This is a genomic window from Streptosporangium heterodermiicola (assembly GCF_051390675.1).
GTDB lineage: Bacteria > Actinomycetota > Actinomycetes > Streptosporangiales > Streptosporangiaceae > Streptosporangium.
The window spans coordinates 57,037-83,584 of sequence record NZ_JBPJSR010000016.1 but is presented as its reverse complement, the minus strand read 5'-3'; the positions used below and the strand labels follow the sequence as shown (position 1 = coordinate 83,584).

The following is a 26,548-nucleotide window of genomic DNA, read 5'->3' as shown; positions in this document are numbered from 1 at the left end:
CGCCGCCTGAAACCCTCCCCGTGAGCGTCCTCCTCGCCACGGAACCAGGCTCGGTCCCCCCGCTGGTCGACGGCAAGGAGAGAAGACAGACATGAGCACCACGGACACCCGCCTGCGCGTCCTGGAAACGGACGTCGCCAAGCTCCGCCTGGAGAACGAGGAGAGCAAGGTGATCAACACCGGGATCGTCGAGGTCCTGACCGACCTGCGAACGGAGGTGTCCGGGATCCGGACGGAGATGTCTGGAATACGGACGGAGATGGACAAACTCCGAACCGGACAGGACGAACTGCGCGCCGGTCAAGACGAGCTCCGCGCCGAGATGCGAACCGGGCACGCCGAGCTCCGCGAGGAGCTCTCCGTGGTCAAGCGCTCCGTCGGCAACCTGGAGCTCTCCGTGAAGCGCGTCGAGGGTGACGTCGCCGAGCTCAAGGCCGGTCACATCGAGCTGCGCAACCTGGTCGCCGGTCTCGTGAAGTAACCCCGCGCCCCCGTCGGCACCCGCGAGCTCCGGGTGCCGACGGCGCGACACCCCGCGAATCGCCACAGAACACTACAAAAACCACGACACACCGATCGTCCAAGAATCCGGATCGCCGCGAACCGCCGCGGATCGGAACGCCCCCGTCCCGGGCAGCGGGCACGCCCCGCCCCTCACCGCCGCCGGAACGGCGCGGGAGGATCAGGAGCCCGCGCGGGCGAGGACTTCGAGGGGGTCCGCGAGGACCTGGGAGAAGGCCAGTTCGGCGGCGCCGACGAGGGTGGCGTCATCGCCGAGGGCCGAGGTGCGCAGGCGCAGGTGCTCGCGGCACGGAGGCAGGGCGTCGAGGGCGAGGCGGCTGCGGACCTGCGCGGCGGAGCCGAGGTAGATCTCCCTGAGCGTGCCCCCGAAGACGACCATCTCGGGGTTGAACAGGTTGACGAGGTTGGAGACGCCCAGGCCGAGCCAGTCGCCGACGCGGCTCAGGGCCGCCTGCGCGACGACGTCCCCCCGGTCGGCGGCGTCGACCGCGGCGCGGACGGCGTCCCTGCCGACCCGGGAGCCGAACCGGCCCGCGGCCTCCAGGAAGGCGCGCTCCCCGACCTCCGCCTCCAGGCAGCCGTGCGAGCCGCACCCGCAGAGCCGCCCCTTGTCAGGGTTGACGATCATGTGCCCGACCTCGCCGCCGAAGCCCAGGTGACCGCCGAGCAACTGGCCGTTGACGATCACTCCCCCGCCGATGCCGACGTCACCGTGGAGGTAGACGAGGTCGCGGCAGCCGACGCCGACGCCCCGGGTCTGCTCGGCGAGGGCCGCGAGGTTGGCGTCGTTGCCGACGGTGATCGGCAGGCCGAAGGCCAGCCGCCGGGTCATCTCGTCGGCGAACGGCACGTCGTCCACGGTGACCATGTTGGGCCCGAACCTGACGACCCCGTCGCCGCGTCCCACTCCCCCGGAGAAGGCCGCCGCCACCCCGACGCACACCGTGTCGGGGCGGGTCCTGCGGTGCATCTGCCGTACGAAGGCGGCGAGCGGGCCGACGATCTCCTCCAGGGAGAAGTCCCCGCGCCGCCGTGCCGTCTCGCGGCGGTCGAGGATGGTGCCGCCCAGGCCGACGCGGGCGGCGACCAGCCGGTCGACGCCCACGTCGAGGGCGAACACGTAGACCCGCGCCGACTCCGGGCGGACCACCAGGGACGGGCGTCCGGCCCGGCCCGTCTCCCTGGGGAGTTCCTCCCTGACCAGTCCCGCGGCGGTCAGGTCGGCGGTGAGGGCCATGATGGTACTGCGGTTGAGGCCCATCCGGTTGGTGAGTTCCGCACGCGAGGTGGGGCCGCTCAGATGGACGTGCCGTAGCAGGGCCCCGAGGTTGTGACGCCTGATCTCCTCCTGGGAGGGGCCTGCCCGCATGACGTGATGTTCCTTCGGTGAATCGGAGTCGCTGATCACCTTAGACCAGTGGCGGCCGCCCGCTTGCGGGACAAAGCGTCCACCATGGCGGCCAGCAACAGGACCGATCCGGTCACCATGAACTTCACTCCGGAGCTGTAGCCCATCAGGCCCATGCCGTTCTCGATGACCGCGACCACGGCACCGCCGAGGATGGCGTCCAGCACCCGTCCCTTGCCGCCGAACAGGCTGGTGCCGCCGATGACGGCGGCGCCGACCGCGTAGAGCAGCACGTTGCTGCCGCCGGTGTTGGGGTCGACCGAGCTGGCCCGCGAGGCGGCGATGATGCCGCCGACGGCGGCCATGGAGGAACAGATCACGAAGGCGCTGATCTTCATCCGGTCGACGTTGATGCCCGCCCGGCGCGCGGCCTCGGCGTTGCCGCCGACCGCGTACAGGTGGCGCCCGTACGCCGTGCGGCGCAGCACGAACGTCAGGATCAGCAGCAGCACCACGATGATGGGCACCACGAGCGGCACGCCCGCCAGGGAGACGACGGCGACGTTGCGGCTGCGCTCGATGTTGAGGAAGTAGACGGCGAGGCCGCCGAGCAGCGCGAGGGCGCCGACCCTGACCGCGATCAGCGAGATCGGGTCGGAGGTGAGGCCCCGGGCGGCGCGCTTGCGGGCACGCAGCAGCTGGAGTCCGGCGTAGGCGGCGACGCCCACGGCCAGCAGGATCCAGCCCAGCGTGGGCGGGAGGTTCTTGTTGGCGATCGACAGGATGGTCTCGTCACGGATGGCGACGATGGTGCCGCCCTTGACGAGCAGCAGGACCAGTCCCTGGAAGGCGAGGAAGGCCGCGAGCGTCACCACGAACGACGGGATGCCGAGCTTCGCGACGACGGCGCCGATCGAGGTGCCGATCACCACGCCGGTGAGGATCGCCGCGCCCACCGCCACGTACCAGGGCAGTCCCTGGCTGCTGAGCATGATCGCGAGCACCGCGGCGCAGACGCCGCTGGCGTAACCCGCCGACAGGTCGATCTCGCCGAGGAGCAGCACGAAGACCAGGCCCATGGCGATCACGGTGACCGCGGCGCCCTGGGTGAACAGGTTGGCGAAGTTGCCCGAGGTGAGGAAGGAGGGCCGCAGGATGGCGAAGATCGTGCAGAGCACCACGAGGCCGAACACCGCGGGCAGCGCGCCCATGTCGCCGCCGCGTACCCTCTCGGCGTAGCCGCGGACGTTGGTCCTGATCGAGGGTGCCTCGTGTACGGTCTTCGGTGAGATCGTGGCGGTCATACGGTGACTCCGTTGGTGAGGCCGAGGTCCCCGCTGCGGCCGGAGGTGATCAGTTCGACGACCTGCGCGTGCGTGACGTCCGAGGTCTTGACCTGGGCCGCCATCCGGCCGAGGTAGAGGGTGGCGATCCGGTCGGACACGGCGAAGACGTCGTTCATGTTGTGCGAGATCAGGACGACGGCGAGGCCCTGGTCGGCGAGGCGCCTGACCAGTTCCAGCACCTGCGCCGTCTGGGCGACGCCGAGGGCGGCGGTCGGCTCGTCGAGGATGACGACCTTGCTGTTCCACAGCACGGCCTTGGCGATGGCCACCGTCTGGCGCTGGCCGCCGGAGAGGCTGGCGACGAGCTGGCGGATGGACTTGACGGTCCTGACCGACAGGCTCTCCAGGGTCCTGGCCGCCATCTCCTCCATCGTGTCCTCGTCGAGGACGATGCCGCGCTTGTGCTCGCGGCCGAGGAACATGTTCTGGACGATGTCGAGGTTGTCGCAGAGCGCGAGGTCCTGGTAGACGATCTCGATGCCCAGGTCGGCCGCGTCGCGCGGGCTGCCGATCTGGACGGGCTTGCCGTCGAAGAGATACTCGCCGGAGTCGATCGAGTGGATGCCTCCGACGCACTTGACGAGGGTGGACTTGCCTGCGCCGTTGTCGCCGACCAGCGCGGTCACCTCTCCCGCGTACGCGGAGAGGGAGACGTCGTGCAGGACCTGTACGGGACCGAAACTCTTGTCGATCCCGCGGAGTTCCAGTGCGGGGGTCATGGGGTTGTGCTCCCTGTGTTCATTTCGCGCGGCGAAGCTCGCGCGGCTCGGGCGCCTGCGGGCGGCGTCCCGCCCCGCGCGCCGGGAGACGTCCGCCTGCCGCGTCTCCCGGCGCGCGGGATGAGGTGTGCCGCGATCGAGCGCGAGGGCGCGGCCGGCCGGGGGGAACGACCGGCCGCGCCCTCCGCGCCCTACTGGATTCCGGCCTCGGTGCACTTGTCGGCGAACTCGCCGGTGCACAGCTCGTCCTTGGTCACGAAGCCGTCGGCGACGACGTCCTTGACACTGTCGAAGAAGATCGGCTGCGGGTCGAGGAGGACGGCGGGCACGTCGGCGCCGCTCTCGGTGTCCTTGACGCTCCCGGTCGCCGCGGGCTTCTCGCCCTTGGCCAGGCCGATGGCGAGCTCGGCGGCCGCGTCGGCCTCCTTCTTGATCGCCTTGTAGACCGTCATGCACTGGTCGCCGGCGAGGATGTTCTGCAGGCCCTGCACGGTGGCGTCCTGGCCGGTGACCGGGACCTTGCCGTTCAGGTTGTTCTTCTTCAGGACCGAGATGGCGGCGTTGCCGAGACCGTCGTTGGCGGCCAGGACGCCGGCGATCTTCGGCTGCTCGGTGAGCATCTGCTCGAAGATCGTGCCGGCCTGGGCGTTGTCCCAGTCGGGGACGGACTGGTCCGGGCCCTTGACGTAGTCGCCGGAGTCGTACTTGGCCTTGAGCACGCCGTCGTAGCCGTTCTTGAACAGCGTGGCGTTGTTGTCGGTCGGCGAGCCGTTGAGCTCGGCGACGATCGGCTTCTCGGCCTTCTTGTCGGTCAGGCACTTCACCAGGCCCTCACCCTGCAGGGTGCCGACCTTGGTGTTGTCGAAGCTGACGTAGTACTGGGCGCCACCGTTGAGGGTGAGGCGGTCGTAGTCGATGGTGGCGACGCCCTGCCCCTTGGCCTTGTCGAGCACGGCCTTGCCGGTGCCGCTGTCAAGGTTGACGATCATCAGGACCGTGGCGCCGTTGGTGATCATCTGGTCGGCGATGGTCTGGAACTGGGTCTTGTCGCCCTGGGCGTTCTGGATGTCGTAGGCGACACCCGCGGCCTTGAACGCCTCCTCCAGGTACTTGCGGTCCGCGGTCTCCCAGCGGGCGGAGGACTTGCTGTCGGGAAGGATGACGCCGACCTTGCCCGCGGCGGCGGCCGTGCTCTCCGCAGGGGCGGCACTGCTCGAAGCGCTGGTCTCGGGGCTGTCGCTCCCGCAAGCGGTGAGGCCGAGGGTCATCGCCGCGGCGGCGGCGGTAAGGCTGAGGATCCCCTTGCGCATGGTGCACGGGTCCTTTCTTCGAAATTGGGGGGTACGGACGTGCGGCATGCCGAATTCGCGGGTACGGCTGTGCCGGGTCTCGGCTCACCGTTCCGTTGAATGTTGTTTGCGGCAACGTATTCCGCCGTTGGCCTGGAGCGCCAGACCCTCCAGAGGTAAAGTTTGTTGTGGCCGGTAACAATCCAGAAACGCGCCCTTAACCGCCTCGGGTCCCGGCGGCCCCTTCCCCTCCCGATCCCCCCGCCATTGCCGGGTTCGCGGCTCTGAGCTGCCTTTTTCCGGAAACGGTACGGCCCCCGCCCGAAGGCTCCCCGGGAATCCGCCGGAATCCCAGGTGCCGGGGCCGCGTGAAAGTCCCCGGAAAGCACGGAACCGCCCGGCGGGATGGTGTCCCGCCGGGCGGTTCTCGTCTGGGGTGTGCCCCCAAGCGGGCGAGGCTTACGTGCGGCCTCGCCCCCCCGCTCAGCTCTTGGCGAGCAGGGAGCGCAGGACGTACTGCATGATGCCCCCGTGCCGGTAGTAGTCGGCCTCTCCGGGGGTGTCGATGCGCACGACGGCCTGGAACTCCTTGTCGTCGGCCCTGACCGTCACGGTCCGCGGGACGCCGCCCTCGTTGAGGGCCACGACGCCGGTGACGTCGAAGGTCTCCTCGCCGGTCAGGCCGAGCGACCGCGCCGTCTCCCCCTCGGGGAACTGCAGCGGCAGCACGCCCATGCCGATGAGGTTGGAACGGTGGATGCGCTCGTAGGACTCGGCGATGACGGCGCGGACGCCGAGCAGCGCGGTGCCCTTGGCCGCCCAGTCGCGCGAGGAGCCCGAGCCGTACTCCTTGCCGGCCAGGACCACGAGCGGGACGCCCGCGGCCTGGTAGTTGGCCGAGGCGTCGTAGATGAAGGACTGCGGCCCGCCGTCGAGGGTGAAGTCGCGGGTGTAGCCGCCCTCCACGCCGTCGAGCAGCAGGTTCCTCAGCCGGATGTTGGCGAAGGTGCCGCGGATCATGACCTCGTGGTTGCCCCGGCGCGAGCCGTAGGAGTTGAAGTCCTTGACCCCGACGCCGTGCTCCTTCAGGTAGTCGGCGGCGGGGGTGCCGACCTTGATCGCGCCGGCCGGGGAGATGTGGTCGGTGGTGACCGAGTCGCCCAGCTTCGCGAGCACCCGGGCCCCGGAGATGTCGGTCACCGGCTCCGGCTCGGGCGGCATGCCCTCGAAGTAGGGGGCCTTGCGGACGTAGGTCGAGTCGGGGTCCCACTCGAAGGTGTTGCCGGTCGGGATCGGCAGCGAGCGCCAGGTCTCGTCGCCCTTGAACACGTCGGCGTAGTCGTGCAGGAACATCTCCTGGTCGATCGAGGAGGCGACGACCGCCGCGATCTCCTCGGGCGCCGGCCAGATGTCGGCGAGGAACACCGGCTTCCCGTCCGAGCCCGTCCCCAGCGGCTCGTTGTTCAGGTCGAGGTCCATGGTGCCCGCGAGGGCGTAGGCGACGACCAGCGGCGGCGAGGCCAGGTAGTTCATCTTGACGTCGGGGTTGATCCGGCCCTCGAAGTTGCGGTTGCCCGACAGCACGGCGGTGACCGCGAGGTCGTTCTCCTGGATGGCGGCGGAGATCTCCTCCTGCAGCGGGCCCGAGTTGCCGATGCAGGTGGTGCAGCCGTAGCCGACCAGGTTGAAACCGATCTTGTCGAGGTACGGCTGCAGGCCGGAGCGCTCGAAGTAGCCGGTGACGACCTGCGAGCCGGGGGCGAGCGAGGTCTTCACCCACGGCTTGCGGGTCAGGCCCTTCTCGACCGCGTTCCTGGCGAGCAGCGCGGCGCCCATCATGACGTACGGGTTGGAGGTGTTGGTGCAGCTGGTGATCGCGGCGATGGTGACCACGCCGTGGTCGATCTCGAAGCCGGTGCCGTCGGCCAGCGTGACCTGGACGACCTTGTGCGGGCGCTCGCCGTTGAGATCGGCCGGGTGCGGCTTGTCGCCGTTGTCGTCGTGGGAGACCGCCGGGGAGTCGGAGGCCGGGAACGACTCGCCGGACGCCTCGTCGAGCGGGCCCTGCTCGCTCGACACGTAGTCCTTGACGGCCGCGCGCCAGGCGCTCTTGGCGTCCGACAGCGCGATGCGGTCCTGGGGCCGCTTGGGGCCGGCGATCGACGGGACGACCGTCGACAGGTCCAGCTCGATGTACTCGGAGAAGACCGGCTCCTCGGCCTCGGGGTCGAGCCACATGCCCTGGGCCTTGGCGTAGGCCTCGACCAGGGCCACCTGCTCGGCGGAGCGGCCGGTCAGCGTGAGGTAGTCGATCGTCTGGCCGTCGATCGGGAAGATCGCGCAGGTGGAGCCGAACTCGGGGCTCATGTTGCCGATCGTGGCCCGGTTGGCCAGCGGCACGCTGGAGACGCCGTCGCCGTAGAACTCCACGAACTTGCCGACGACGCCGTGCTTGCGGAGCATCTCGGTGATCGTGAGCACCAGGTCGGTGGCGGTGGCACCGGCGGGGAGCCTGCCGGTCAGCTTGAAACCGACCACGCGCGGGATGAGCATGGAGATCGGCTGGCCGAGCATCGCGGCCTCGGCCTCGATGCCGCCGACGCCCCAGCCCAGGACGCCGATGCCGTTCTCCATGGTGGTGTGGGAGTCGGTGCCGACGCAGGTGTCCGGGTACGCCTTCCCGTCGCGGACCATCACGACGCGGGCCAGGTGCTCGATGTTGACCTGGTGCACGATGCCGGTGCCCGGCGGGACGACCTTGAACTCGTCGAAGGCGGTCTGGCCCCAGCGCAGGAACTGGTAACGCTCGCGGTTGCGCTCGTACTCCCGGTCGACGTTGCGCTGGAAGGAGTCGGCGCCGCCGAAGAAGTCGACGATGACCGAGTGGTCGATGACCATCTCGGCCGGGGCGAGCGGGTTGATCCTGGCGGGGTCGCCGCCGAGGTCGCGGACGGCCTCGCGCATGGTCGCCAGGTCGACGACGCACGGGACGCCGGTGAAGTCCTGCATGATCACGCGGGCCGGCGTGAACTGGATCTCCACGTTCGGGGCCGCCTTCGGGTCCCACTGGCCGATCGCGCGGATGTGGTCGGCGGTGATGTTCGCGCCGTCCTCCGTGCGGAGAAGGTTCTCAAGCAGGATCTTCAGGCTGTACGGGAGACGTCCCGACCCCTCCACGGCGTCCAGCCGGTAGATCTCGTACCCCGCGTCACCGACGCGGAGCGTGTCACGACTGCCGAAGCTGTTGGCGGACACGGTTCGCCTCCCTCATCACCTGATGTCTGGCGCGCCGGCACATAGGGCGCGATTGAATCCTGCCGCACCGCCCGAGCGCCCCCGACCGTTAGGTATGCCTAACTTGCAGGTCACTCACAGGTTGCGGCGGATGTCTCGATATCAAGATATCCCTCCGGGTATCTCGACATCAAATTACTCCCCAGTATGATCACTGCGGAGCGAGGCGGAGGTACAGCAGCCCGAGAACGACGACGGAAAGTACCGGGGCGAGAAACTTCTGCTCGAAGGCGCGGCCCGTCTTGATGCCGATCTTCCACGGCAGCAGCCACTTCTGCCGCATCGGCCAGAGCACCGGGCAGCCCTTCTCGGTGCAGCAGTCACCCACGACGTGGGTGAGGCACCCGATCGCGACCGCGAGCCCCAGCCAGGCGTATCCCACGTTGTCGCTGCGGAACACCACGAACAGCCCGGCCGTCATGCCGACGTTGAGCATCGCCGAGGCGAACTTCTTGCCCGGGATGCCGATGCCGATCGACCGCAGCGCCAGGCCGATGAGCAGGATCACCAGGATGTCGCGGCCGATCGGGTAGGTGTTGGCCAGGTAGTGGGCGCCGAAGCCCGTCGCGATCGCGAACACCAGCGAGTGGGTGGCGTTGCGGTGGCCTCCGGCGAGCCACGAGACCGCCTTGCTCAGCCCCCAGGTGACCGGCCCGAACGTCTGCGCGATCGTCGCGCTCGGATGGTCGAGGTCCGGCAGCATCGCGGCCCCTGCGCAGATGATGGCCCCGGCGACGAACTCGGCCGGGTTGAGCGCGTTGACCATGACGCCGGTCTCGATGAACCTGGACGTCTCGGTCAGCAGCGGCAGCGCGGCCAGCGCGGGCGCCACCCCCAGCCACGCGATCGCACCCGTCAGCGCATGCGTATGCCCCATCATCGGTCAAAAACCCCCATCAAGATCACCTCGGGAGACTGTACGTCAAAGCCTCCTCCAGATGGAGGACCGTGCCATTTCACGCCGTCGGCGTGTCGCGCGGGCGAGACGGCCTCCGCGCGTGCGTGCTGATCGTTTCCGGCCGAATCCAGGGTCGCCCGAGGGCGACGACGGTCCGCTTCGATCTCCCCGTCCCTTCACGAGAGGTGATTGCCATCCGAATCCTCCTACGAATGGGGAACGGATGGAACGGGTGAATGGTGCCGGGGACGGCGGCCTGGAAGCGTCCTGACGCGATGATCGCCCTCGCGGAGCCGGGGGTGGAGCGAAGGTGGATCGGGGTGCTCTCCGGGGATCTTCACCGGAGGCCCGGACACGAACCCGGGAGGGTCGCGATCACGTCGCGATCAAGAAGGTACGTGCGGAAACGACAGACGGGACCGTTCCGCGCCGAAAGCACCCCCCAGCCCTTCCGGCACGGAACGAATCCCGTCTACGTCCTTTGTAACGTGCAGGTCTCAGTACTTGTTCCAGAATCCGGCAAGAATTACGTGATCTGCCTCACTTCTACGTGGGGTGAGAGCTCATCACTCTCGGTGAGATTAGTCGGAAAGGGCGCAAAGGGCGGCAAAACCAAGCCCCCGAGGCCCGCGACAGGCCACCCCGCCTCGGCGGCCCCGTTCCGGGCCGGGCGAATCCCCAGCTCAGCGGACCAGGGAGGCGGCGAACCGGACAGGCGGGGCGACCAGATCAAACGGGCGACACGGGCGACGCGGTGGACCGGGAAGCGTCTTCGCCCCACTAACGGACAGATGCCCCAGATCACACAGAACCACTATTTCATGACATGGGGTTGCTGTCAGAATGTTCTCGATATATCTTTGAAGCATCGAGAGCGATCAAAAGACGATCGCGGTGTGGAGGTACGACATGACACCGTCCAACGCGATGGGCGCCCCCTGGTCCGGATTCGGATCCCCCGAGGTGAGGCGCGAGATGAAGCGCGCGGCCAGGGAGGCATGGCGGCAGATGGCCGCCGGGTGGCACGAGGGCGGCCCCGAGCACGGCCCCCGCGCGCCGCACCACACGCACCACGAGCACCGCGAGGGCGGGCCTCACGAGCACCGGCACCGCGGCCACCGCGGCCCCTTCCCCTTCGGCGGGTTCCCCTGGGACACCGGCCGGGGCGGCAGGGGGGGCAGAGGCCCGTTCGGCGGAGGGCCCTTCGGCGGCCCGCCGTTCGGGAGGGGGCGCAAGGCGAAGCGCGGCGACGTCCGCGCGGCGATCCTCGCCCTGCTCACCGAGTCCTCGCACAACGGGTACCAGATCATCCAGGAGATCGAGCGGCGCAGCGAGGGCGGCTGGAAGCCCAGCCCGGGAGCGGTCTACCCGGCCCTGCAGCAGCTCACCGACGAGGGCCTGGTCCTGGCCGAGGAGAACGAGGGCCGCAAGACCTTCAGCCTCACCGACGCCGGGCGCGCCTACGTGGCCGAGCACCCCGACGAGGTCCGAGCCCCGTGGGAGGAGATGACGCCCGACGTCGACGACAGCACCTGGGAGCTGATGGACATCACCCGCCAGTCGGGGTTCGCCATGCTCCAGATCCTGCAGACCGGCAGCGACGCGCAGATCCGGCAGGCCAAGCAGACCCTGGTCGAGACGCGTCGCAAGCTCTACCAGATCTTGGCCGACGGCGACACCGGCGAGGAGTGACCCGACCATGACCCCCCGAGACGACCTCCGTATCGGAGACGCCGAGCGTGACGCGGCGATGGAGACCCTGCGCGAGCACTACGTGCAGGGCCGCCTGACCCGGGAGGAGCTCGACGAGCGCCTCGAACTGACCCTGTCCGCGCGCACCGGCGGCGAGCTGGCCCGGGTGAGCGCGGACCTGCCCGGCCCGAGCGCCTCCCGGCCGGAGGAGTCCGAGGACGACCGGGGTCCCTGGGGCGCGGGGGCTCCCTGGGGCCCGGGGGCTCCCTGGGGCTCGGGGAGAGGAGCGTGGGGGCCGGGCGGAGGGCCGTGGGGTCCGGGCGGTCCGTGGGGGCCGGGCCACCGGCACCGCGCGCACGCCCACCCCTGGGGCCCCCACCGTCCCAAGGGGCACCAGGGCTGGAGGCACCACCACATGGGTCACCGCGGCGGGCCGCCGTTCTTCCCGCTGATCATCCCGGTGATGGTGGTCGGGGTGCTGATCGGCGGGTTCGGGGTGCTCAAGTTCATCTTCCTCGCCTGGCTGGTGATGGCGGTGCTGAGCACGCTCCGCCGCGGACGCGGGCGCTCCAGGACACGCTCCCGCCGGGTCGGCCCCCCGGCCGCGCCCTGACCCGCTTCTTACCGGCTTCCAACCGGCTTCGGGCGAACGGGGGCAGGCTCCCCCGAAGCCGGTTGGAAGCCCTGAGGCCGTCACCGTTCGCGAGGGCGGCCGGTCAGGCGAGAGACTCCCGGAGCCTCCGCATCTCCCCCGCGATCCCGTCCAGCGTCCAGTGCGCGTTCAGGCCGCTCGGGTTGGGCAGCACCCACACCGCCGCGCCGCCGATCTCGTTCTCCTGCGGCCCGATCACGGCCTTGGGCACGCCGAACGCCTGCCGGTAGGCGGTCACCCCCGCCACCGCCAGCACCCTCGGCCGGACCTCGGCGACCAGCGCCGCCAGGCGCTCCCCTCCCGCGCGGAACTCCTCCGCCGACAGTTCCGCCGCCTGCGCGGTGGGCCGGGGCACCACGTTGGTGATCCCCAGCCCGTACGAGGGAAGCAGGTCCTGCTCGGCGGGCGAGAGCAGCCGGGGGGTGAAGCCCGAGCGGTGCAGCGCGGGCCAGAAGCGGTTGCCTGGGCGGGCGAAGTGGTGGCCGGTGGCCGCGGAGTACAGGCCGGGGTTGATCCCGCAGAACAGCACGTCCAGCGAGGGCCCGAGCACGTCCTCGATCGTCCCGCCCCCGGCCGCCTCCAGCTCGGCGCGACTTGGCCGCGCCGGGACCCGCGCTCCCGAGGTCACGCGCCTCGCGGGCGGGGCGCTTTCCTGTCTCTCCGGCGGCACGGATCCTCTGGGCGGCACGGGGTTGCCAGGTGGCATGAGGCTGCTGGGCGGCACGAGGCGAACCTAGCCCATCTCCTCAAGCTTTCTCCCCTTGGTCTCCCGCACCTTGAACAGCACGAAGACGAAGGAGAGCGCGGCGAAGGCGGCGTACCCCACGTAGGCCCCGGCCAGGTTCCACTCGCTCAGCGACGGGAACGAGACGGTGATCAGCCAGTTGGCCACCCACTGGGCGGCGGCGGCCACCGAGAGGGCGGCGGCCCTGACACGGTTGGGGAACATCTCCCCCAGCAGCACCCAGACGATCACACCCCACGACAGCGCGAAGAACAGCACGAAGACGTGCGCGGCGATCAGGGCGACCGTGCCCTGCGCCTCGGGCAGCTTGACCGCGTCGCCGCTCGGGACACCCGCGCCGAAGGCCCACGCGGCCACGGCGAGCGCGACGGTCATGCCCGCGGAGCCGATCAGCAACAGCGGCCTGCGGCCGATCCTGTCGACCAGCGCGATGGCGACGAACGTGCCGACGATGTTGATGATCGAGGTGGAGAAGCTGATGAGCAGCGAGTCCGACTGGTTGATGCCGACCGACTGCCACAGCGACGCCGAGTAGTAGAAGATCACGTTGATGCCGACGAACTGCTGGAAGACGGAGAGCAGGATGCCGATCCAGACGATCGGCATCAGCCCGAACCGGGAACCGCGCAGGTCGCGCAGGCGGGGCCGGCGCTCGCTGCGCAGCGAGGTCTCGATCTCCGCCACCCGGGCGTCCAGGTCGGTCCCCTCGCCCTCGACCTCCGACAGCACCTCGCGTGCCGCGTCCGATCTCCCGGCCGCGATGAGGAAGCGCGGCGACTCGGGGATGACCGTCGCGAAGACCAGATAGAGCAGGGCGGGGACCAGGCAGGCGCCGAGCATCCACTGCCAGGCCTGCAGCCCGAGCAGCTCGTTGTTGACGTCGCCCCCGGCCCGCTCCGCGATCGCGTAGTTGGCCAGCTGGGAGACCGCGATGCCCAGCACGATCGCGAGCTGCTGGAAGGATCCCAGCCGCCCCCGGTAGGCGGGCGGCGCGACCTCCGCGATGTAGGCGGGGCCGATCACCGAGGCCATGCCGATGCCCACGCCGGCGAGCACCCGCCAGAAGGCCAGGTCCCAGAGCGCGAAGGGCAGGGCCTGGCCGATGGAGCTGGCCGCGAACAGGATCGCGGCCACCTGCATCGCCCTGGTGCGCCCCCAGCGGTCGGCCAGCCCCCCGGCGACCCAGGCGCCCAGCGCCGAGCCCAGCAGCGCGATCGCCACGACGAAGCCGGTCTGGACCGGGCCGACGTCGAAGTTCTTCTCGATCCCGGTGACGGCGCCGTTGATGACGGCGCTGTCGTACCCGAAGAGGAAGCCGCCGATCGCCGCCGCGGCGGTGATGAAGACGACGTGCCCGATGTTCTCACCCGAGGTGCCCGTGGGAGCGGTTCTGGCCATGAGGGTTCTTTTCCCCGGGGGAGGGTTTGAGACATGGCCCCCGGGCTTCCGGGGACGGCCGCGTACCGGCCGTCCCCACCCGCACGGTTCCTACCGGCACCGTTCCCGTCGGTGCCGTCGGCGGCGTCCCCGTGAGAGGTACGGCCGGGGACCGACCGGCGGGAACTACAGCCGGGGGTCGACCGGCTCGGACTCCAGTGCCAGGACGGCGAAGACCGCCTCGTGCACCCTCCACAGCGGTGCCCCCTCGGCCAGCCGGGAGAGCGCCTCAAGGCCCAGAGCGTGCTCGCGCAGGGCCAGCGAGCGCTTGCGGCCCAGGAACCGGCGGCGCAGCACGTCCAGGCTCTCGGTGTAGTCGGGCCCGTAGATGATCCGCAGGTACTCCCGCCCGCGCACCTTGACCCCGGGCTGCACCCGGCTCTTCCCGTCGGGTGGTTCCAGCGGCTTGACGACCATGCCCTCACCGCCCTCGCCGGTCAGCGCCGACCACCAGGCCGTGGCCGCCTCCGTCGACTCCGGCGAGGCCAGGTCGGCGAACACGTGCCGGGTGGGCGCGATCAGCGGGTCGTCGAGCCTGGACAGCAGGTCGAGGTGCCAGGAGTGCGGCTCCTGGATCGCGGGCGCCCGGCCCTCGCAGGCGAGGATCTGGAACGGCGCCAGACGAAGACCGTCAAGTCCGGACACAGGCCAGCAGTAACGTGCATATGCCTGCCTGAACCGGGCAGCGTTGGTGGAGCGGCGTCGGGTGCGGTCCAACAGATCGCCCACATCCAAACCGCGCCCGGCCGCCGCTTCCAGCACGCCGATCGCCTCGGGCAGCACCGTGCGCGCCGCGGCGCCCACCGACGCGTACTGGCCGCGGATCAGCCCCTCGGCCTTGGCCGACCAGGGCAGCAGCTCGCAGTCGAGAGCGATCCAGCCCGACCCCAGCTCCTCCATCAGCGGCGCGCACACCCGCCTGAGCCTGTCGACCAGCTCGGTGGTGTCGGCGAAGAACGGCCTTCCGGTGCGGGTGTAGACCGCCCCGGCGCCGCCGTCGGTGATCCCGAACCGCGCCGCCGCCACCTCCGGGTCGGCGGCCAGCACGGCCACCGCCCGCGAGCCCATGTGCTTCTCCTCGCACACCACCCGGGTCACCCCGGCCGCCGCGAACTCGGCGAACGCCTCGGCCGGGTGCTCCAGGTAGCCGTCGAGACGGGAGGTCTCCGGGGGCGCCATCGTCGGCGGGAGGTAGACCAGCCAGCGCGGATCGACCGCGAACCGGCTCATGATCTCCAGCGCGGCGGCCGAGTTCTCCTCGCGGATCTTGATGTGGCCGCCGCCGTGGCGCACCTCGATGTGGCGGGTGCCCCGGACGTCGTCGACGGAGAGCAGGCCGGGGTCGCGGTGGCCGGGGGCGGTGAACGGCTTGACCGACTCGTACCAGACGCGCTCGGCGGGCACCGAGACGATCTCACGCTCCGGGTAGCGCAGCGCGGTGAGCCGCCCGCCGAAGACCGCCCCGGTGTCCAGGCAGATCGTGTTGTTGATCCACTCGGTCTCGGGGACCGGGGTGTGGCCGTAGACGACCATGGCCAGGCCCCGGTACTCGCGTGCCCAGGGGTAGCGCACCGGCAGGCCGTACTCGTCGGTCTCGCCGGTGGTGTCGCCGTACAGCGCGAAGGAGCGGACCCTGCCGGAGGCGCGGCCGTGGTAGTCCTCCTTGAGCCCGGCGTGGGCGACGACGAGCCTGCCCCCGTCGAGCTGGTAGTGGCTGATCAGCCCGTCCATGAAGGCCAGTGCCTCCCGCCTGAACTCCTCCGGCTCGGCGGCCAGCTGGTCCAGGGACTCCTGGAAACCGTGGGCCACCCTGACCTTGCGGCCGTTGAGCGCGCGGGCCAGCTTCTGCTCGTGGTTGCCCGACACGCACAGCGCGGTCCCGGCCGCGACCATGCCCATGACCAGCCGGAGCACGCCCGGCGAGTCGGGCCCCCGGTCCACCAGGTCGCCGACGAACACCGCCGTCCTGCCCTCGGGGTGGACCGCCCCCGCGCCGCCGGGATCGACCTCCCAGCCGAGGTCGCGCAGCAGCGTCTCCAGCTCGGCGCGGCAACCGTGCACGTCGCCCACGATGTCGAACGGGCCGGTCAGCTCGCGCCTGTCGGTCCACGCCTTCTCGGTGACGACCGTGGCGGCCTCGATCTCCTCGGCCCCGCGCAGCACGTGGACCCGGCGGAAGCCGTCTCGGGAGATCCGGCTCATGGAACGGCGCAGCTCCTTGCGCTGCCTGATGACCACGCGCGCCCCGAAGTCCCGGTCGGGCCTGGACTCGTTGCGCGCGACCGCCAGCTCCTCCGGCACGTCCAGGACGATCGCGTCGACCAGCACGTTGTGCGACTTCGCGAGCGTGACCAGCTGCTTGCGCGCCTCCCACTGCACGTTCGTGGCGTCCACGACCGTGAGCAGCCCGCGCCGCAGCCGGGTGCCGACGATGTAGTGGAGCACGTCGAAGGCGTCGGGGGTGGCGGCCTGGTCGTTCTCGTCGTCGGCGACCAGGCCCCGGCAGAAGTCGGAGGAGATCACCTGGGTCGGCGCGAAGTGCCTGGCGGCGAAGGTCGACTTGCCGCTGCCGGACACCCCGACGAGCACGACCAGCGACATCTCCGGTACGGCGATCTCAGTCATCTCCACCTCCCGCGTCTCCCGCGCCTCCCGCACCCGCGGGCACTCCCGTACTCCCGGGCCCGTCCGCCGTACTTCCAGGACCGTCTGCCGTGTTCCCGGGACGGTCCTCCGTGCTGCTGGGACTGTCTGCCGTGTTTCCGGGACGGTCCTCCGTGTTTCCGGGACGGTCCGCCGTACTGACGGGGCCGTCTGACGCGCCCGGAAAGTCCCTCGCGTCCTTGAGGCCGAACAGGGCCATCTGGGTGGGGGCGCCCACCTCGGGGTCGTCGTCGCCGACCGGCAGGAACTCGACGCGGTAGCCGTACTCGGCGCACACCTTCGCCGCCCACGCGCGGAACTCGGCGCGGGTCCACTCGAAGCGGTGGTCGGGGTGGCGCATACCGCTCAGGAACTCGTAGCGGACGTTGTGCTCGGCGTTGGGGGTCGTGACGATCACGTGTCCCGGCCTGGCGGTTCCGAAGACCACCCGCTCCAGCGCGTCCAGGCGTGGCGGGTCGACGTGCTCGACGACCTCCATCAGCACAGCGGCGTCGTACCCGGCGAACCGGGCGTCGGTGTAGGTCAGCGCGCCCTGGAACAGCTCCAGCCGCTCCCGCCTGCGCTCCGGCATCCGGTCGAGTTTCAGGCGCCTGGCCGCGAGCGCGAGCGCCTGGGAGGACACGTCCACCCCCGCCACCCCGGTGAAGCGGGACCGGTCGAGCAGCGCTCCGACCAGACGGCCGGAACCGCACCCGAGGTCGATGACGGTGCTCACCCCCAGCCTCTCCAGCGTGGCGAGCACGGCCTCCAGGCGAAGGGCGTTCAACGGCCGCCTGGCGGCACCCTCGGATCCGGCCCGAGGAGCCTCCCCCTCGGGAGGGGCCGCACCGGCCGGAAGGACCTCGTCCGGCGGGGCGGGGGTTGCGAGCACTCTCTCGGAGGGGCCGGTCCCCGGTACGGCGGAGCTTCCCGCCACGAAACCCTCCGTGACGGCGTTCCGCTCGACGACACCCTCCACGACAGGCCTTTCCTCAGCGGAATCCCCCGCGCTCCCCGCGCTCTCCTCGACGAGGCTCCCCCCGGTCGGCCCCTCCCCGGTGGAGCCCTCCACGGCGGGGTCGGCCGAGGGATCCTCCTCGACAGGGGGTTCGAGGTCCTCCTCCACGTCGTCGCCGATCTCGGCGAGGCGGGCGAAGGCGGTACGGGTGAGGGCCCAGCGGCGGCCGAGGTAGCGGCGGGTGATCAGGCCCCGGTCGGGGTGGGCGGCGAGCCACGACTCGCCCGCCCTGATCAGCTTGTCCACCTCGTCGGGGGCCACCCAGTAGTGCTTGGCGTCGTCGAGCACCGGGAGCAGCACGTAGAGCTGGTTGAGCGCGTCGGCCAGGCGGACCTCCCCGCGCAGCGCCAGCCGCACGTAACGGGAGTCGCCCCACTCGGGGAACTCCTCGTCCAGGGGCAGGGCGGTCGCCTCGACCCGCCAGCCCAGCGGTTCGAAGAGCCGGTGCGCGAGTTCGGGACCGCCCTTGCACGGCAGCACGGGCAGGGTGATCTCCAGCGGCATCGGCCCCGCGGCCAGCTCGGGACGGCTGGCACAGCGCCCGGTGCGCGCCGTACGGAACACGTCGGCCAGCGCCACGGCCAGCAGCGACGACGCGGCGTAGGGCCGGTCGTTGACGTACTGGCCCAGCGTGTAGTCGGGCGTGGACCGGTCGCGGGAGCGCACCAGGCGGACCGGGTCGACGTCGAGCATCAGCGCGGCCGTGCAGCGCTCCTCGCTCGCCTCGGGGTAGAGGACACGTGCCACACCGTACGACTGCCCGAACTCCTGGACCCGGTCGGGGTGCTTGTGCAGCAGGAACCCGAGGTCCGTGGCGGGGCGCGCGGTGGTGGAGATCGTCAGCAACACCCGGTTCAGTGTGCCGCACCCATTCCGGGACGGCCATCGGTTAACGTCCCGAAAACCCATGACACGGCCATCGTCCGATGGTCCTGAATCAACCCGACATGGCCGCCGTTGGACGACATGCCCTGGTCTGCGGGCTACCGCGCCAGGACCGCGAGCGCGCCCGCCGGGACGACCCTCGACCGAGAGGCCGAAGGCGAGGGCCGGAGGGCGAGGGCCGAAAGCGAGGGCCGGGGGCGAGCCGGTCGCGGACCGGCTCGCCCCCGAACGGCGCGTGCCCGCCCGAACCGTTCCACCGGCCCGGGCGGCGACGCGGCGACGTAATCACGTGACAACGAGGCGACGAGGCGACGGAGCCACGGGGCTGCGGGGCTGCGGGGCTGCGGGGCTGCGGGGAGGAACGGCCCGCTCGTGCGCGGTGACGCGCGGGCCCGCGACCTACACGTGGGACAGGATCTCGTCCGAGATGAGTTCCAGCTGCTCAAGGTCGTCCAGGTCCAGCACCTGCAGGTAGACCCGCTCGACGCCCAGCTCGGCGAACCGGCCGATCTTCTCGATCACCTCGGCGGGAGTGCCGGCCAGGCCCGTCGCGCGCAGCGCAGCGAGGTCCTGCCCCGTCGCCTCGGCCCGCCGCGCGATCTCCGCGTCGTCGGAACCGACGCAGACGGTCTGCGCGACGGAGAGCACGACCGGCTCCCTGCCCTCCGCCTCGCACGCCTTCCTGACCCGGTCGAAGGCCGCCGAGGCGTCCTCCAGCGTACGGAACGGCACGTTGTACTCGTCGGCGAACCGGGCGACCAGGCGCGGGGTGCGCGTGGCGCCGGTGCCGCCGATGATGATCGGCGGTTTCGGGCTCTGCGCGGGCTTCGGCAGCGCGAGCGAGTCGGCCAGCCGGTAGTGGGCCCCTTCAAAGGAGAACGTCTCCCCCTTGGGCGTGGTCCAGAGCCCGACCAGTATCTCCAGCTGCTCCTCGAACCGGCCGAACCGCTCACCGACCGGCGGGAACGGGATGCCGTACGCGGTGTGCTCGGCGTCGTACCAGCCGGTGCCCAGGCCCAGCTCCACCCGCCCGCCGCTCATCTGGTCGACCTGGGCCACGCTGATCGCCAGCGGGCCCGGCAGCCGGAAGGTGACCGGCGTGACCAGGGTGCCGAGACGGATCGTGGAGGTGTCCCTGGCCAGGCCCGCCAGGGTCGTCCAGGCGTCGGTGGAGCCGGGTCCCGGGTCGCCGGGGCCGATCCGCATGTAGTGGTCGGAACGGAAGAAGGCGTCGAACCCCAGCCGCTCCGCGGCCAGCGCGACCGCCAGCAGCTCGTCGTATGTGGCACCCTGCTGTGGTTCAGTGAAGATCCTCAACTTCATGGGAACCATTATCCGGGCACTCCGGACGGCATCCGCAGAAAGCCCGCGCCGTGGCGGGAACGCTTGCTAACGTTCTGGCCTCTGACGCAACGGGTAGCGGATCGACCACTCACAGCGATCACCCTTTGGTCATCGAGGAGGGGATCACATGCCTGTGACGACCGACCGCCCCGACACCCGCCGGGTCCGTGAGCCCGGCACCCCGCCCCGCCCCCTCGTGGTGCTCGCCTCGATCGTGCTCGCCACGGGCACCGGGGCCGCGATCTGGCTGCTGCCCTCCAGGGCGCAGGGCGAGTGGGCCGCCCTCGGCGAACGGGCCGGGTCAGGGGCGACGCCCTCGCAAACGGCCCCCGGGCCCGCGGCCGAGCCCTCGCCCTCACCGGTCGTCGTCCGCCCCTCGGGTTTCGTGGCGTTCGTGGACGCGGTCCGCGAGCCGCGCTTCAACCTTTCCAGGGAGGCCAGGAGGAGCCACGTGCGCTGGTTCACGCTGGGCCACCTCACCGCCGGGCGGAAGGGCTGCGTCCCCAAGTGGGGCGGACTCCAGGAGCAGGGGGGCAACCCGGTCGCCAACCGGCTCGCCCCGCTGCGCGCCGCGGGCGGGGACGCGGGCCTCGCCTTCGGCGGACCGGCGGGGCGCGAGCTCGCCTCGGCCTGCTCCGACCTCGGCAGGCTCACCGCCGCCTACCGCCGGGCGATCGGCGCCTTCACCGCCACGTACATCGACTTCGAGGTCCACGCCCCGGCGGGCGGCTCCACCGTGCTGCGGCGGGCCAGGGCGATCGCGGCCCTGCAGCGCGAGGCCGCCGGTGAGGGCCGTTCCCTCACGGTGAGCTTCACCCTCCCGGTCACCGTAGCCGGGCTGTCCGCCGCCGATCAGGAGATGCTCCGGGCCACCCGGGCGGCGGGCGCCGAGATCGCCACCGTCAACCTCCTGGCGCCCGTCGACACCGCCTCGGGCACCGGGAGCCGCCTGCGCCCGATCGCCTCGGCCGTCCGTGCCGCGCAGCCGCAGATAGCCCGTTCCCTGGGCGAGAGCGCCGCCTGGCACCGGATCGCCCTCACGCCCGTGCTGGCCGGGCCCGGCGACCTCACGCGGCTGGAGGCGCGCAGGCTCGCCGCCTTCACCAGCCGCAACCGCCTGGCGTGGCTCTCCACCAGGGGCGCGGCCCTCTCCCCCGGCATCACCCGGTTCCTCACCGGCGCGACGCGCTAGGCGGACCTCGGCGAGCCGGGGAAAGCGGACCCAGGAGAGCAATCTCGGAAAGCGGACCCGGGAGGGCGAACCCGGGAGAGCAGCCTCAGGAATCGGATCCGGGAGAGCGGCCTCAGAAGAGCGGGCCCGGGAAATCCGGGCGTGTGCCGGGCGGGCGCTGGACAAGTGCCTCCTTTGGGGTTATGAATGGGTTATAACCCTCCTGTAACCCCTTAGGGGAGACGCGATGCCGAAGATCAATGTCTACCTGCCCGACGAGCTGGCCGAGGCGGTGAAGAAGGCGGGCGTACCGGTCTCCGCCGTGTGCCAGCGGGCTCTGGAGCAGGCCGTCCGGCGGGTGACCGCCATCCGCGAGACGGCGCTCGACACCTCCGACCTCGACGACCTGACCGCGCGCCTCACCCAGTTCACCCCGCGGGCACGGGAGGTGGTCAAGCTGGCGGTGGACCAGGCGCGCGCCCTGGGTACGGCCGAGGTCGGCACCGAGCACCTGCTGGGCGGCATACTCGCCGAGGGACGCAACCTGGCGCTCCATGTTCTCGGTGCCCTGGAGATCGATCCCGAGGAGATACGGAGGCGCCTGGACCGGCTCAGCCTCGACACCCCGGCCCCGGCCGCCGCCGGGGCGGAGCTCGCCTTCGGGGCGCCCGCGGCGGCGGCCCTGGAGATGACCGTCACCGAGGCCACCTCGCTCGGCCACAACTACATCGGCTGCGAGCACCTGCTCCTCGGGCTGGTCGCCGAACCGGACGGGGCGGGCGGGCGCATCCTGCGGGAGCTGGGCGCCGAGCACCGGCTGACCCGCCACGCGGTCTCGGCCGCGCTCGCCGGATACGTCCACCTGCGCGCGCAGACCCAGGCCACCACCCCGCCCCCTCCCCAGGTCCTGCCCGCCGACGCGGCGAACGCCCTGTCCGCGGCCGTACGCGAGGAGCTGCGCCCCGTCCTGCTCAGGCTCGAACGGCTGGAGGAGCGCCTCGGCACGGCGGACGAGGCGTAGTCGTGGGCGTGCCCACACGCCTGGTCACCCGTCTGGACGCCTGTCTGACCGCCCGCCCGGCCGTGCGCCTGGTCGCGGGCGTGCTCGCGCGGCTGGTCACCGGGATCGCCGTCGGCGTACTCGTGGGGATGGGCTCCGGCGTGCTCGCCGGGATGCTGGCGGGCCTGAGCGCGGGCATGGGCGTGCACGCCCTCACCGGACGCTTCCTGTCCGGGGCGGGCTCAAGCCCGAACCAGGAGCCTGCCCCCGGCTACCGCCCCCCGAACCGGAAACCTGCTCCTGGCTACCGCCCCCCGAACCGATAACCGACGCCCAGCACCCGGCGCGTGGCCCCACCGGCCCGGTAGCCGGGAGCCGCCGTCCGGTGCGTGGTGCCCCGGCTCGGGGGCCGAGAGCCGGTGTTCGACACGTGGTCCCGCTGCCCCGGTAGCCGGGACCGGCGCCCCGCGCGTGGCGCCCCCGGTCCGGCGGCCGCCGGAGAGCGGCGGCGAGGGGACCTCACGACCTCACCGGGCCCGGCCGCACAGGGCGGTCTCGAAGGCGGCGATCAGGTGCTCGCGCTGCCCGGCCGTACCCGCGAGGCCCGTGGTGTAGACGGTCGCCTGGCGTCCCGTCCGGTCACGCCCGCTGATGACGGACACGCCGGGCACGTCACCGCCGTGGAACCAGGCCGGGCCGCAGCTCAGCCGGGCGCGGGCGATCCCGAGACCGTACCGGGCGTCCGCGGGCCAGCCCTCCTCCCCGACGGGCACGGGAGCGCCGACCATCGTCCGCAGCGTCTTGCGTGACAGCACCTCGCCGTCGAACACCCCTCGCCAGAACCGGCCGAGGTCGCCGGGCGTGGAGATCAGGCCACCGCTGGCGCCGAACTCGTAGCCGGGCAGCCTGGTGAGGTCGACGATCCCGGCTCCGGGATTCGCGGGGTGCACGCCGTACGTATGCGCGTGCGTCCCGCGGACGCCCGTCTCGCCGTCGGCGGGCCAGTAGGTGTTCCGCATGCCCAGCGGCTCGATCACCAGGTCGCGGCTGACCTCGCGGAAGTCGCGGCCGGTCACGGCGCGCACGATCATGCCGGCGACCAGGTAGTTGGTGTTGGAGTAGGCGAACCGGCCGAGAGGCGTGGGCTTCCTGGCGAGCGCGAGCCCGAGGTAGTCCTGGGGGAGCTTGGACCAGTCGGCCACGTCGGCGTACTCGGGCAGCCCGCTGGTCTGCCGGAGCAGGTCGCGCACCGTGATCTTCCGCCCGTCCGTCGCCGCGCCCGCGCCCTTTCCGCGTACGGTGCCGGGCAGGTAGCGGTCGACGGGCGCGTCCAGGTCGATCTTCTCGCGCTCGGCCAGCCGCATCACGGTCACCGCCATGACCGGCTTGGTCATGCTGCCGATCCTGAACCTCCCGCCGGCGCCGACCATCGGCCGCCCGGTACCGCGCTCGGCGGTGCCGGACACGGCGGTGACGCTCCTGCCGTCGCGGTCACGGATGTGGGCGAGCGCGCCCGGCAGCCCGTCCGCGCCGGTGAGCCGGTCCAGTCGCGCCTGGAGGGAGACGGGGCGAAGTGTCTCCGGTCCGGTGTGGGCGAAGGCGGGACCCGGCAGGACCGGCAGTGCCGACAGGGCCAGCGCGCCGGCGAGCGCGGCCGCGAGCAACCGGCGGGGGTTCTTCCGAGACATGGGTTCGCCTTAGGGGTCGGGGGACGAATGACGCCTCCGACTCTGTCCGACGGAGCGTAGGAGAGCAGTGACGCCTGCACCGCTCTTGCGGGAGGGCCTCCCCTACCCCCTCCGGTCGTGCACGCCCCACGGCGAACAGCCAAGGCCCTTCTCCGGTCGTGTACGCCTTACGTCGAGAACCGGCCGGGCACCGCGCGGCGTGCGAACCGGACGCGCGAGCCGGGAAAACCGGTGGGACACCGTCGGGGCACCGGTTAGCATTGCGCTCCGACGCGGTCCTCCACTCTTCACCTGGGAGCATGCTGTGGCAGGACGCCTCGCCCCCGTGCCGTCGCGGGAAGGCGACGTACCGGCGCGGGAAGGCGACACGCCGGCGCGGGAAGGCGACTCCGGCAGCCGGGCGGCCGGGCTCGCTCCCCGGCTGGCGCTCCTCGTCGTCACGGTGGTGTTCGCCGGCTTCGTCGTGAACGCCGTCCAGTACGTGGTGGCCACGCGCGCGACGCTCGGCCACATCGCACCGGCCGCGTTCTGCCTGGTCGTGATGATGGTCCTGCAGCTGGGCCTGTTCAGCGATCCGCGCGCGGACGTGCGCGGCCGGTGGGGTCACGTGGCGTTGCTCGCGCAGGCCGTCGTGGTGCTGGCGCCCCTCGCGTTCTACGGCCGGGGCTGGACCGGCATGCAGGGCTTCCTCGCCGGTGACGCGCTGCTCGTCCTCCGCCCGCTCGCGGGCTGGCCGGTGTTCGGCGTGATCGCGCTGGCCACCGGGCTCGTCCAGTACGAGATCAGCGGCGTGCCCGCGGAGGCCGTCTACATCACGAACCTGACCGTGGTGATCGGCCTCGTCGTCTACGGCCTGTCCCGGCTGCGGTCGCTGGTGCGGGAGCTGGACGAGGCCCGCTCCGAGCTCGCGGACCTCGCCGTGGCCCGCGAACGCCTGCGCTTCGCCCGCGACCTGCACGACCTGCTCGGCTTCTCGCTGTCCGCCGTCACGCTGAAGACCGACCTGGCCCGGCGCCTGCTCCCCCGCGATCCCTCGCGGGCCCGGCGGGAGCTGGCCGAGATCCTCGGCGTCTCCCGCCAAGCGCTGTCCGACGTCCGCGCCGTGGCCTCCTCCTACCGCGAGCTGTCCCTCGACGACGAGATGGCCTCGGCCCGCTCCGTCCTCACCGCCGCCGAGGTCGTCGTCACCGTGGAGTACGAACGGGGCGACCTGCCGCCGCGGATCCGTACCGTGCTCGCCACCGTGCTGCGCGAGGGCGTCACCAACCTGTTGCGGCACAGCGAGGCCGGGAGCTGCGGCGTCACCGTCGCCCGCGACGAGGCCACCGTGTCGATCGAGATCGTCAACGACGGTGTCCGTGACATGGGCGATCCCGGCGGCCACGGTGACGGCATCGGCAACCTCAGGTCCCGTGTCGAGGCGGTGGGCGGCACCCTGACCGCGGGCGCGGGCCCGGAGGAGACCTACCGCCTGCGCGCCGTCGTCCCGCTGCGCGACGAGGACGAAAAGAACAACGGGGACGACGGGGGCGACGTCCTCGCCGCCGGGTCGTGGCGCGAGCGGCGCGGGCAACGCGGGCAACGCGGGCGCCCCGGGCGCCCCGGGCACGGCCCCGCCATGGCGCCCCGGCTGGGCCTGGCCGTCGCCACCGCGGTGTTCACCGGCTACGCGGTCAACGCCACGGTCTTCGTCGCGACCGCGCGGATGAGCCTCGGTGACACGTTCGTCGCCGAGGCCTGCGTGCTCGTCTCCCTGGGCCTGGTGCTCGGCTTCTTCAGCCGCCCGGCCGCCCGCGTACGGTCGCCGCTGGGCTACGCGCTGCTGGCCGCGCAGGCCGTGGTCACCTACCTGCCCGTCGCGCTGTTCGAGAACCCCTACCTCGGCCTGCCCGGCCTGCTGGCGGGCAGCCTGCTGCTCACCCTGCCCACCCGGTTCGGCCTGCCCCTCTTCCTCGCCGTCATGGTGAGCGTGGGCGGCGCCCACTCCCTGCTGGGCGGTGACTCGATCGGCGTGACCTACGGCTTCCTGGTGACCGTCAACCACGGCCTGGTGGTCTTCGCCCTGTCCCGGCTCCGCTCGATGGTGCAGGACCTGCACGACGCCCGCTCCGGGCTGGCCGACCTCGCCGTCACCCGCGAACGCCTGCGCTTCGCCCGCGACCTGCACGACCTGCTCGGCTTCTCGCTGTCCGCCGTCACCCTGAAGGCCGAGCTGACCCACCGGCTGCTGAGCCGCGATCCCTCGCGGGCTCACCGGGAGCTCTCCGAGATCCTCGACATCTCCCGCCAGGCGCTGTCCGACGTCCGCGCCGTGGCCTCCTCCTACCGTGGGCCGTCCCTCGACGACGAGATCGCGTCCGCGCGGGCCCTGCTGACCTCGATGGACATCGACGTGACCCTGCGGCTGGAGCCCTGCGCGCCGACGCCGGACGTACGGACCACGCTCGCCATGGTGCTGCGCGAAGGGGTCGCCAACCTGTTGCGGCACAGCGGGGCGGAGAACTGCGAGATCACGCTGACCTGCCGGGACGACCTGCTGACGATGAGGATCGTGAACGACGGGGTCCTGCCCGCCGACGGCGCGGCCGGTGACCGGCCGGTGGCCTCGGCGAACGGGAGTGGCGGGTCGGGGATCCGCGACCTCACCGTCCGCGTGTCCGGGATGGGAGGGACGTTACGGGCCGGGACGACGGCGGGCGACACGTACAGGCTGCAGGCGGAGATCCCGCTGACGCGCGCCTGATCTCCCCCGCCAACGAAGCCTGCCGACCTCGACAAGCCTGACGAGGCCGACGAGGCCGGTGGATGAAAGCGGCCATCGCCCTGCGGGGCCGGCACGAAGCCGCGCCAAGGGCTC

19 protein-coding genes are annotated in these 26,548 nt (G+C 71.6%); 7 read left to right on the top strand and 12 right to left on the bottom strand.

Going from position 1 to position 26,548, the window contains the following annotated elements; genetic code table 11:
- Window positions 1–91 precede the first annotated feature (91 nt).
- Window positions 92–481, top strand: a complete 390-nt coding sequence (locus ACSC1Q_RS30150) for a hypothetical protein (RefSeq protein ID WP_436762067.1) — start codon at window positions 92–94, stop codon at window positions 479–481.
- A gap of 201 nt (window positions 482–682) precedes the next feature.
- Here ACSC1Q_RS30150 and ACSC1Q_RS30145 read toward each other — a convergent pair whose 3' ends face one another.
- The 6 genes from ACSC1Q_RS30145 to ACSC1Q_RS30120 all read right to left on the bottom strand — a co-directional run bounded on the left by ACSC1Q_RS30145 (window position 683) and on the right by ACSC1Q_RS30120 (window position 9,395).
- Entirely contained in the window at window positions 683–1,891 is a 1,209-nt protein-coding gene (locus ACSC1Q_RS30145; RefSeq protein ID WP_436762066.1) for an ROK family transcriptional regulator, read from the bottom strand.
- Window positions 1,892–1,926: 35 nt separating this feature from the next.
- Window positions 1,927–3,174 carry a sugar ABC transporter permease gene (locus tag ACSC1Q_RS30140; RefSeq protein ID WP_436762065.1) on the bottom strand — a complete coding sequence of 416 codons (1,248 nt, stop codon included), beginning with the start codon at window positions 3,172–3,174 and terminating at the stop codon, window positions 1,927–1,929.
- The gene (locus ACSC1Q_RS30135) at window positions 3,171–3,935 is read right to left on the bottom strand and encodes an ATP-binding cassette domain-containing protein (RefSeq protein WP_436762064.1); all 765 of its coding nucleotides are present in this window, start codon (window positions 3,933–3,935) and stop codon (window positions 3,171–3,173) included. The genes ACSC1Q_RS30140 and ACSC1Q_RS30135 overlap by 4 nt, the downstream gene beginning before the upstream one ends.
- A gap of 191 nt (window positions 3,936–4,126) precedes the next feature.
- Complete coding sequence (locus tag ACSC1Q_RS30130; protein ID WP_436762063.1) at window positions 4,127–5,245, bottom strand: sugar ABC transporter substrate-binding protein; 1,119 nt, start codon at window positions 5,243–5,245, stop codon at window positions 4,127–4,129.
- Window positions 5,246–5,707: 462 nt separating this feature from the next.
- Window positions 5,708–8,479, bottom strand: coding sequence for an aconitate hydratase AcnA (gene acnA / locus ACSC1Q_RS30125; RefSeq protein ID WP_436762062.1), 2,772 nt, complete (start codon window positions 8,477–8,479; stop codon window positions 5,708–5,710).
- A 190-nt stretch (window positions 8,480–8,669) separates the two neighbouring features.
- Complete coding sequence (locus ACSC1Q_RS30120; protein ID WP_436762061.1) at window positions 8,670–9,395, bottom strand: metal-dependent hydrolase; 726 nt, start codon at window positions 9,393–9,395, stop codon at window positions 8,670–8,672.
- 930 nt (window positions 9,396–10,325) lie between these two features.
- Here ACSC1Q_RS30120 and ACSC1Q_RS30115 point away from each other — a divergent pair.
- Together ACSC1Q_RS30115 and ACSC1Q_RS30110 are read left to right on the top strand one after the other, a co-directional pair.
- Complete coding sequence (locus ACSC1Q_RS30115) at window positions 10,326–11,108, top strand: PadR family transcriptional regulator (RefSeq protein ID WP_436762060.1); 783 nt, start codon at window positions 10,326–10,328, stop codon at window positions 11,106–11,108.
- A gap of 7 nt (window positions 11,109–11,115) precedes the next feature.
- The gene (locus tag ACSC1Q_RS30110; RefSeq protein WP_436762059.1) at window positions 11,116–11,721 is read left to right on the top strand and encodes a DUF1707 SHOCT-like domain-containing protein; all 606 of its coding nucleotides are present in this window, start codon (window positions 11,116–11,118) and stop codon (window positions 11,719–11,721) included.
- A gap of 103 nt (window positions 11,722–11,824) precedes the next feature.
- Here ACSC1Q_RS30110 and mug read toward each other — a convergent pair whose 3' ends face one another.
- The 5 genes from mug to ACSC1Q_RS30085 all read right to left on the bottom strand — a co-directional run bounded on the left by mug (window position 11,825) and on the right by ACSC1Q_RS30085 (window position 19,811).
- Window positions 11,825–12,388, bottom strand: coding sequence for a G/U mismatch-specific DNA glycosylase (gene mug / locus ACSC1Q_RS30105; protein ID WP_436762058.1), 564 nt, complete (start codon window positions 12,386–12,388; stop codon window positions 11,825–11,827).
- Window positions 12,389–12,493: 105 nt separating this feature from the next.
- The gene (locus ACSC1Q_RS30100) at window positions 12,494–13,903 is read right to left on the bottom strand and encodes a sugar porter family MFS transporter (RefSeq protein WP_436762057.1); all 1,410 of its coding nucleotides are present in this window, start codon (window positions 13,901–13,903) and stop codon (window positions 12,494–12,496) included.
- Between the two features lie 165 nt (window positions 13,904–14,068).
- Window positions 14,069–16,567, bottom strand: coding sequence for a polynucleotide kinase-phosphatase (locus tag ACSC1Q_RS30095; RefSeq protein ID WP_436762056.1), 2,499 nt, complete (start codon window positions 16,565–16,567; stop codon window positions 14,069–14,071).
- Window positions 16,560–18,452, bottom strand: a complete 1,893-nt coding sequence (locus ACSC1Q_RS30090; protein WP_436762055.1) for a 3' terminal RNA ribose 2'-O-methyltransferase Hen1 — start codon at window positions 18,450–18,452, stop codon at window positions 16,560–16,562. The genes ACSC1Q_RS30095 and ACSC1Q_RS30090 overlap by 8 nt, the downstream gene beginning before the upstream one ends.
- 435 nt (window positions 18,453–18,887) lie before the next feature.
- The gene (locus ACSC1Q_RS30085; RefSeq protein WP_436762054.1) at window positions 18,888–19,811 is read right to left on the bottom strand and encodes an LLM class F420-dependent oxidoreductase; all 924 of its coding nucleotides are present in this window, start codon (window positions 19,809–19,811) and stop codon (window positions 18,888–18,890) included.
- Between the two features lie 148 nt (window positions 19,812–19,959).
- Here ACSC1Q_RS30085 and ACSC1Q_RS30080 point away from each other — a divergent pair, with 148 nt between their 5' ends.
- The 3 genes from ACSC1Q_RS30080 to ACSC1Q_RS30070 all read left to right on the top strand — a co-directional run bounded on the left by ACSC1Q_RS30080 (window position 19,960) and on the right by ACSC1Q_RS30070 (window position 22,329).
- Complete coding sequence (locus ACSC1Q_RS30080) at window positions 19,960–21,024, top strand: glycoside hydrolase family 18 protein (RefSeq protein ID WP_436762053.1); 1,065 nt, start codon at window positions 19,960–19,962, stop codon at window positions 21,022–21,024.
- 226 nt (window positions 21,025–21,250) lie between these two features.
- Complete coding sequence (locus ACSC1Q_RS30075) at window positions 21,251–22,024, top strand: Clp protease N-terminal domain-containing protein (RefSeq protein ID WP_436762052.1); 774 nt, start codon at window positions 21,251–21,253, stop codon at window positions 22,022–22,024.
- Between the two features lie 2 nt (window positions 22,025–22,026).
- Entirely contained in the window at window positions 22,027–22,329 is a 303-nt protein-coding gene (locus ACSC1Q_RS30070) for a hypothetical protein (RefSeq protein WP_436762051.1), read from the top strand.
- A gap of 201 nt (window positions 22,330–22,530) precedes the next feature.
- On the opposite strand, the gene ACSC1Q_RS30065 is transcribed toward ACSC1Q_RS30070, so the two are convergent.
- Window positions 22,531–23,691 (bottom strand): serine hydrolase domain-containing protein, encoded by a 1,161-nt coding sequence (locus ACSC1Q_RS30065; RefSeq protein WP_436762050.1) that lies wholly within the window; start codon window positions 23,689–23,691, stop codon window positions 22,531–22,533.
- A 304-nt stretch (window positions 23,692–23,995) separates the two neighbouring features.
- Here ACSC1Q_RS30065 and ACSC1Q_RS30060 point away from each other — a divergent pair, with 304 nt between their 5' ends.
- Window positions 23,996–26,434, top strand: coding sequence for a sensor histidine kinase (locus tag ACSC1Q_RS30060; protein WP_436762049.1), 2,439 nt, complete (start codon window positions 23,996–23,998; stop codon window positions 26,432–26,434).
- The last annotated feature ends 114 nt before the right edge of the window (window positions 26,435–26,548 follow it).

Bases quoted from the DNA above. Each gene is read 5' to 3' on its own strand.
- ACSC1Q_RS30150 (WP_436762067.1), top strand. From the start codon at position 92: ATGAGCACCACGGACACCCGCCTGCGCGTCCTGGAAACGGACGTCGCC.
- ACSC1Q_RS30145 (WP_436762066.1), bottom strand. From the start codon at position 1,891: ATGCGGGCAGGCCCCTCCCAGGAGGAGATCAGGCGTCACAACCTCGGG.
- ACSC1Q_RS30140 (WP_436762065.1), bottom strand. From the start codon at position 3,174: ATGACCGCCACGATCTCACCGAAGACCGTACACGAGGCACCCTCGATC.
- ACSC1Q_RS30135 (WP_436762064.1), bottom strand. From the start codon at position 3,935: ATGACCCCCGCACTGGAACTCCGCGGGATCGACAAGAGTTTCGGTCCC.
- ACSC1Q_RS30130 (WP_436762063.1), bottom strand. From the start codon at position 5,245: ATGCGCAAGGGGATCCTCAGCCTTACCGCCGCCGCCGCGGCGATGACC.
- ACSC1Q_RS30120 (WP_436762061.1), bottom strand. From the start codon at position 9,395: ATGGGGCATACGCATGCGCTGACGGGTGCGATCGCGTGGCTGGGGGTG.
- ACSC1Q_RS30115 (WP_436762060.1), top strand. From the start codon at position 10,326: ATGACACCGTCCAACGCGATGGGCGCCCCCTGGTCCGGATTCGGATCC.
- ACSC1Q_RS30110 (WP_436762059.1), top strand. From the start codon at position 11,116: ATGACCCCCCGAGACGACCTCCGTATCGGAGACGCCGAGCGTGACGCG.
- ACSC1Q_RS30100 (WP_436762057.1), bottom strand. From the start codon at position 13,903: ATGGCCAGAACCGCTCCCACGGGCACCTCGGGTGAGAACATCGGGCAC.
- ACSC1Q_RS30095 (WP_436762056.1), bottom strand. From the start codon at position 16,567: ATGACTGAGATCGCCGTACCGGAGATGTCGCTGGTCGTGCTCGTCGGG.
- ACSC1Q_RS30085 (WP_436762054.1), bottom strand. From the start codon at position 19,811: ATGAAGTTGAGGATCTTCACTGAACCACAGCAGGGTGCCACATACGAC.
- ACSC1Q_RS30080 (WP_436762053.1), top strand. From the start codon at position 19,960: ATGCCTGTGACGACCGACCGCCCCGACACCCGCCGGGTCCGTGAGCCC.
- ACSC1Q_RS30075 (WP_436762052.1), top strand. From the start codon at position 21,251: ATGCCGAAGATCAATGTCTACCTGCCCGACGAGCTGGCCGAGGCGGTG.
- ACSC1Q_RS30065 (WP_436762050.1), bottom strand. From the start codon at position 23,691: ATGTCTCGGAAGAACCCCCGCCGGTTGCTCGCGGCCGCGCTCGCCGGC.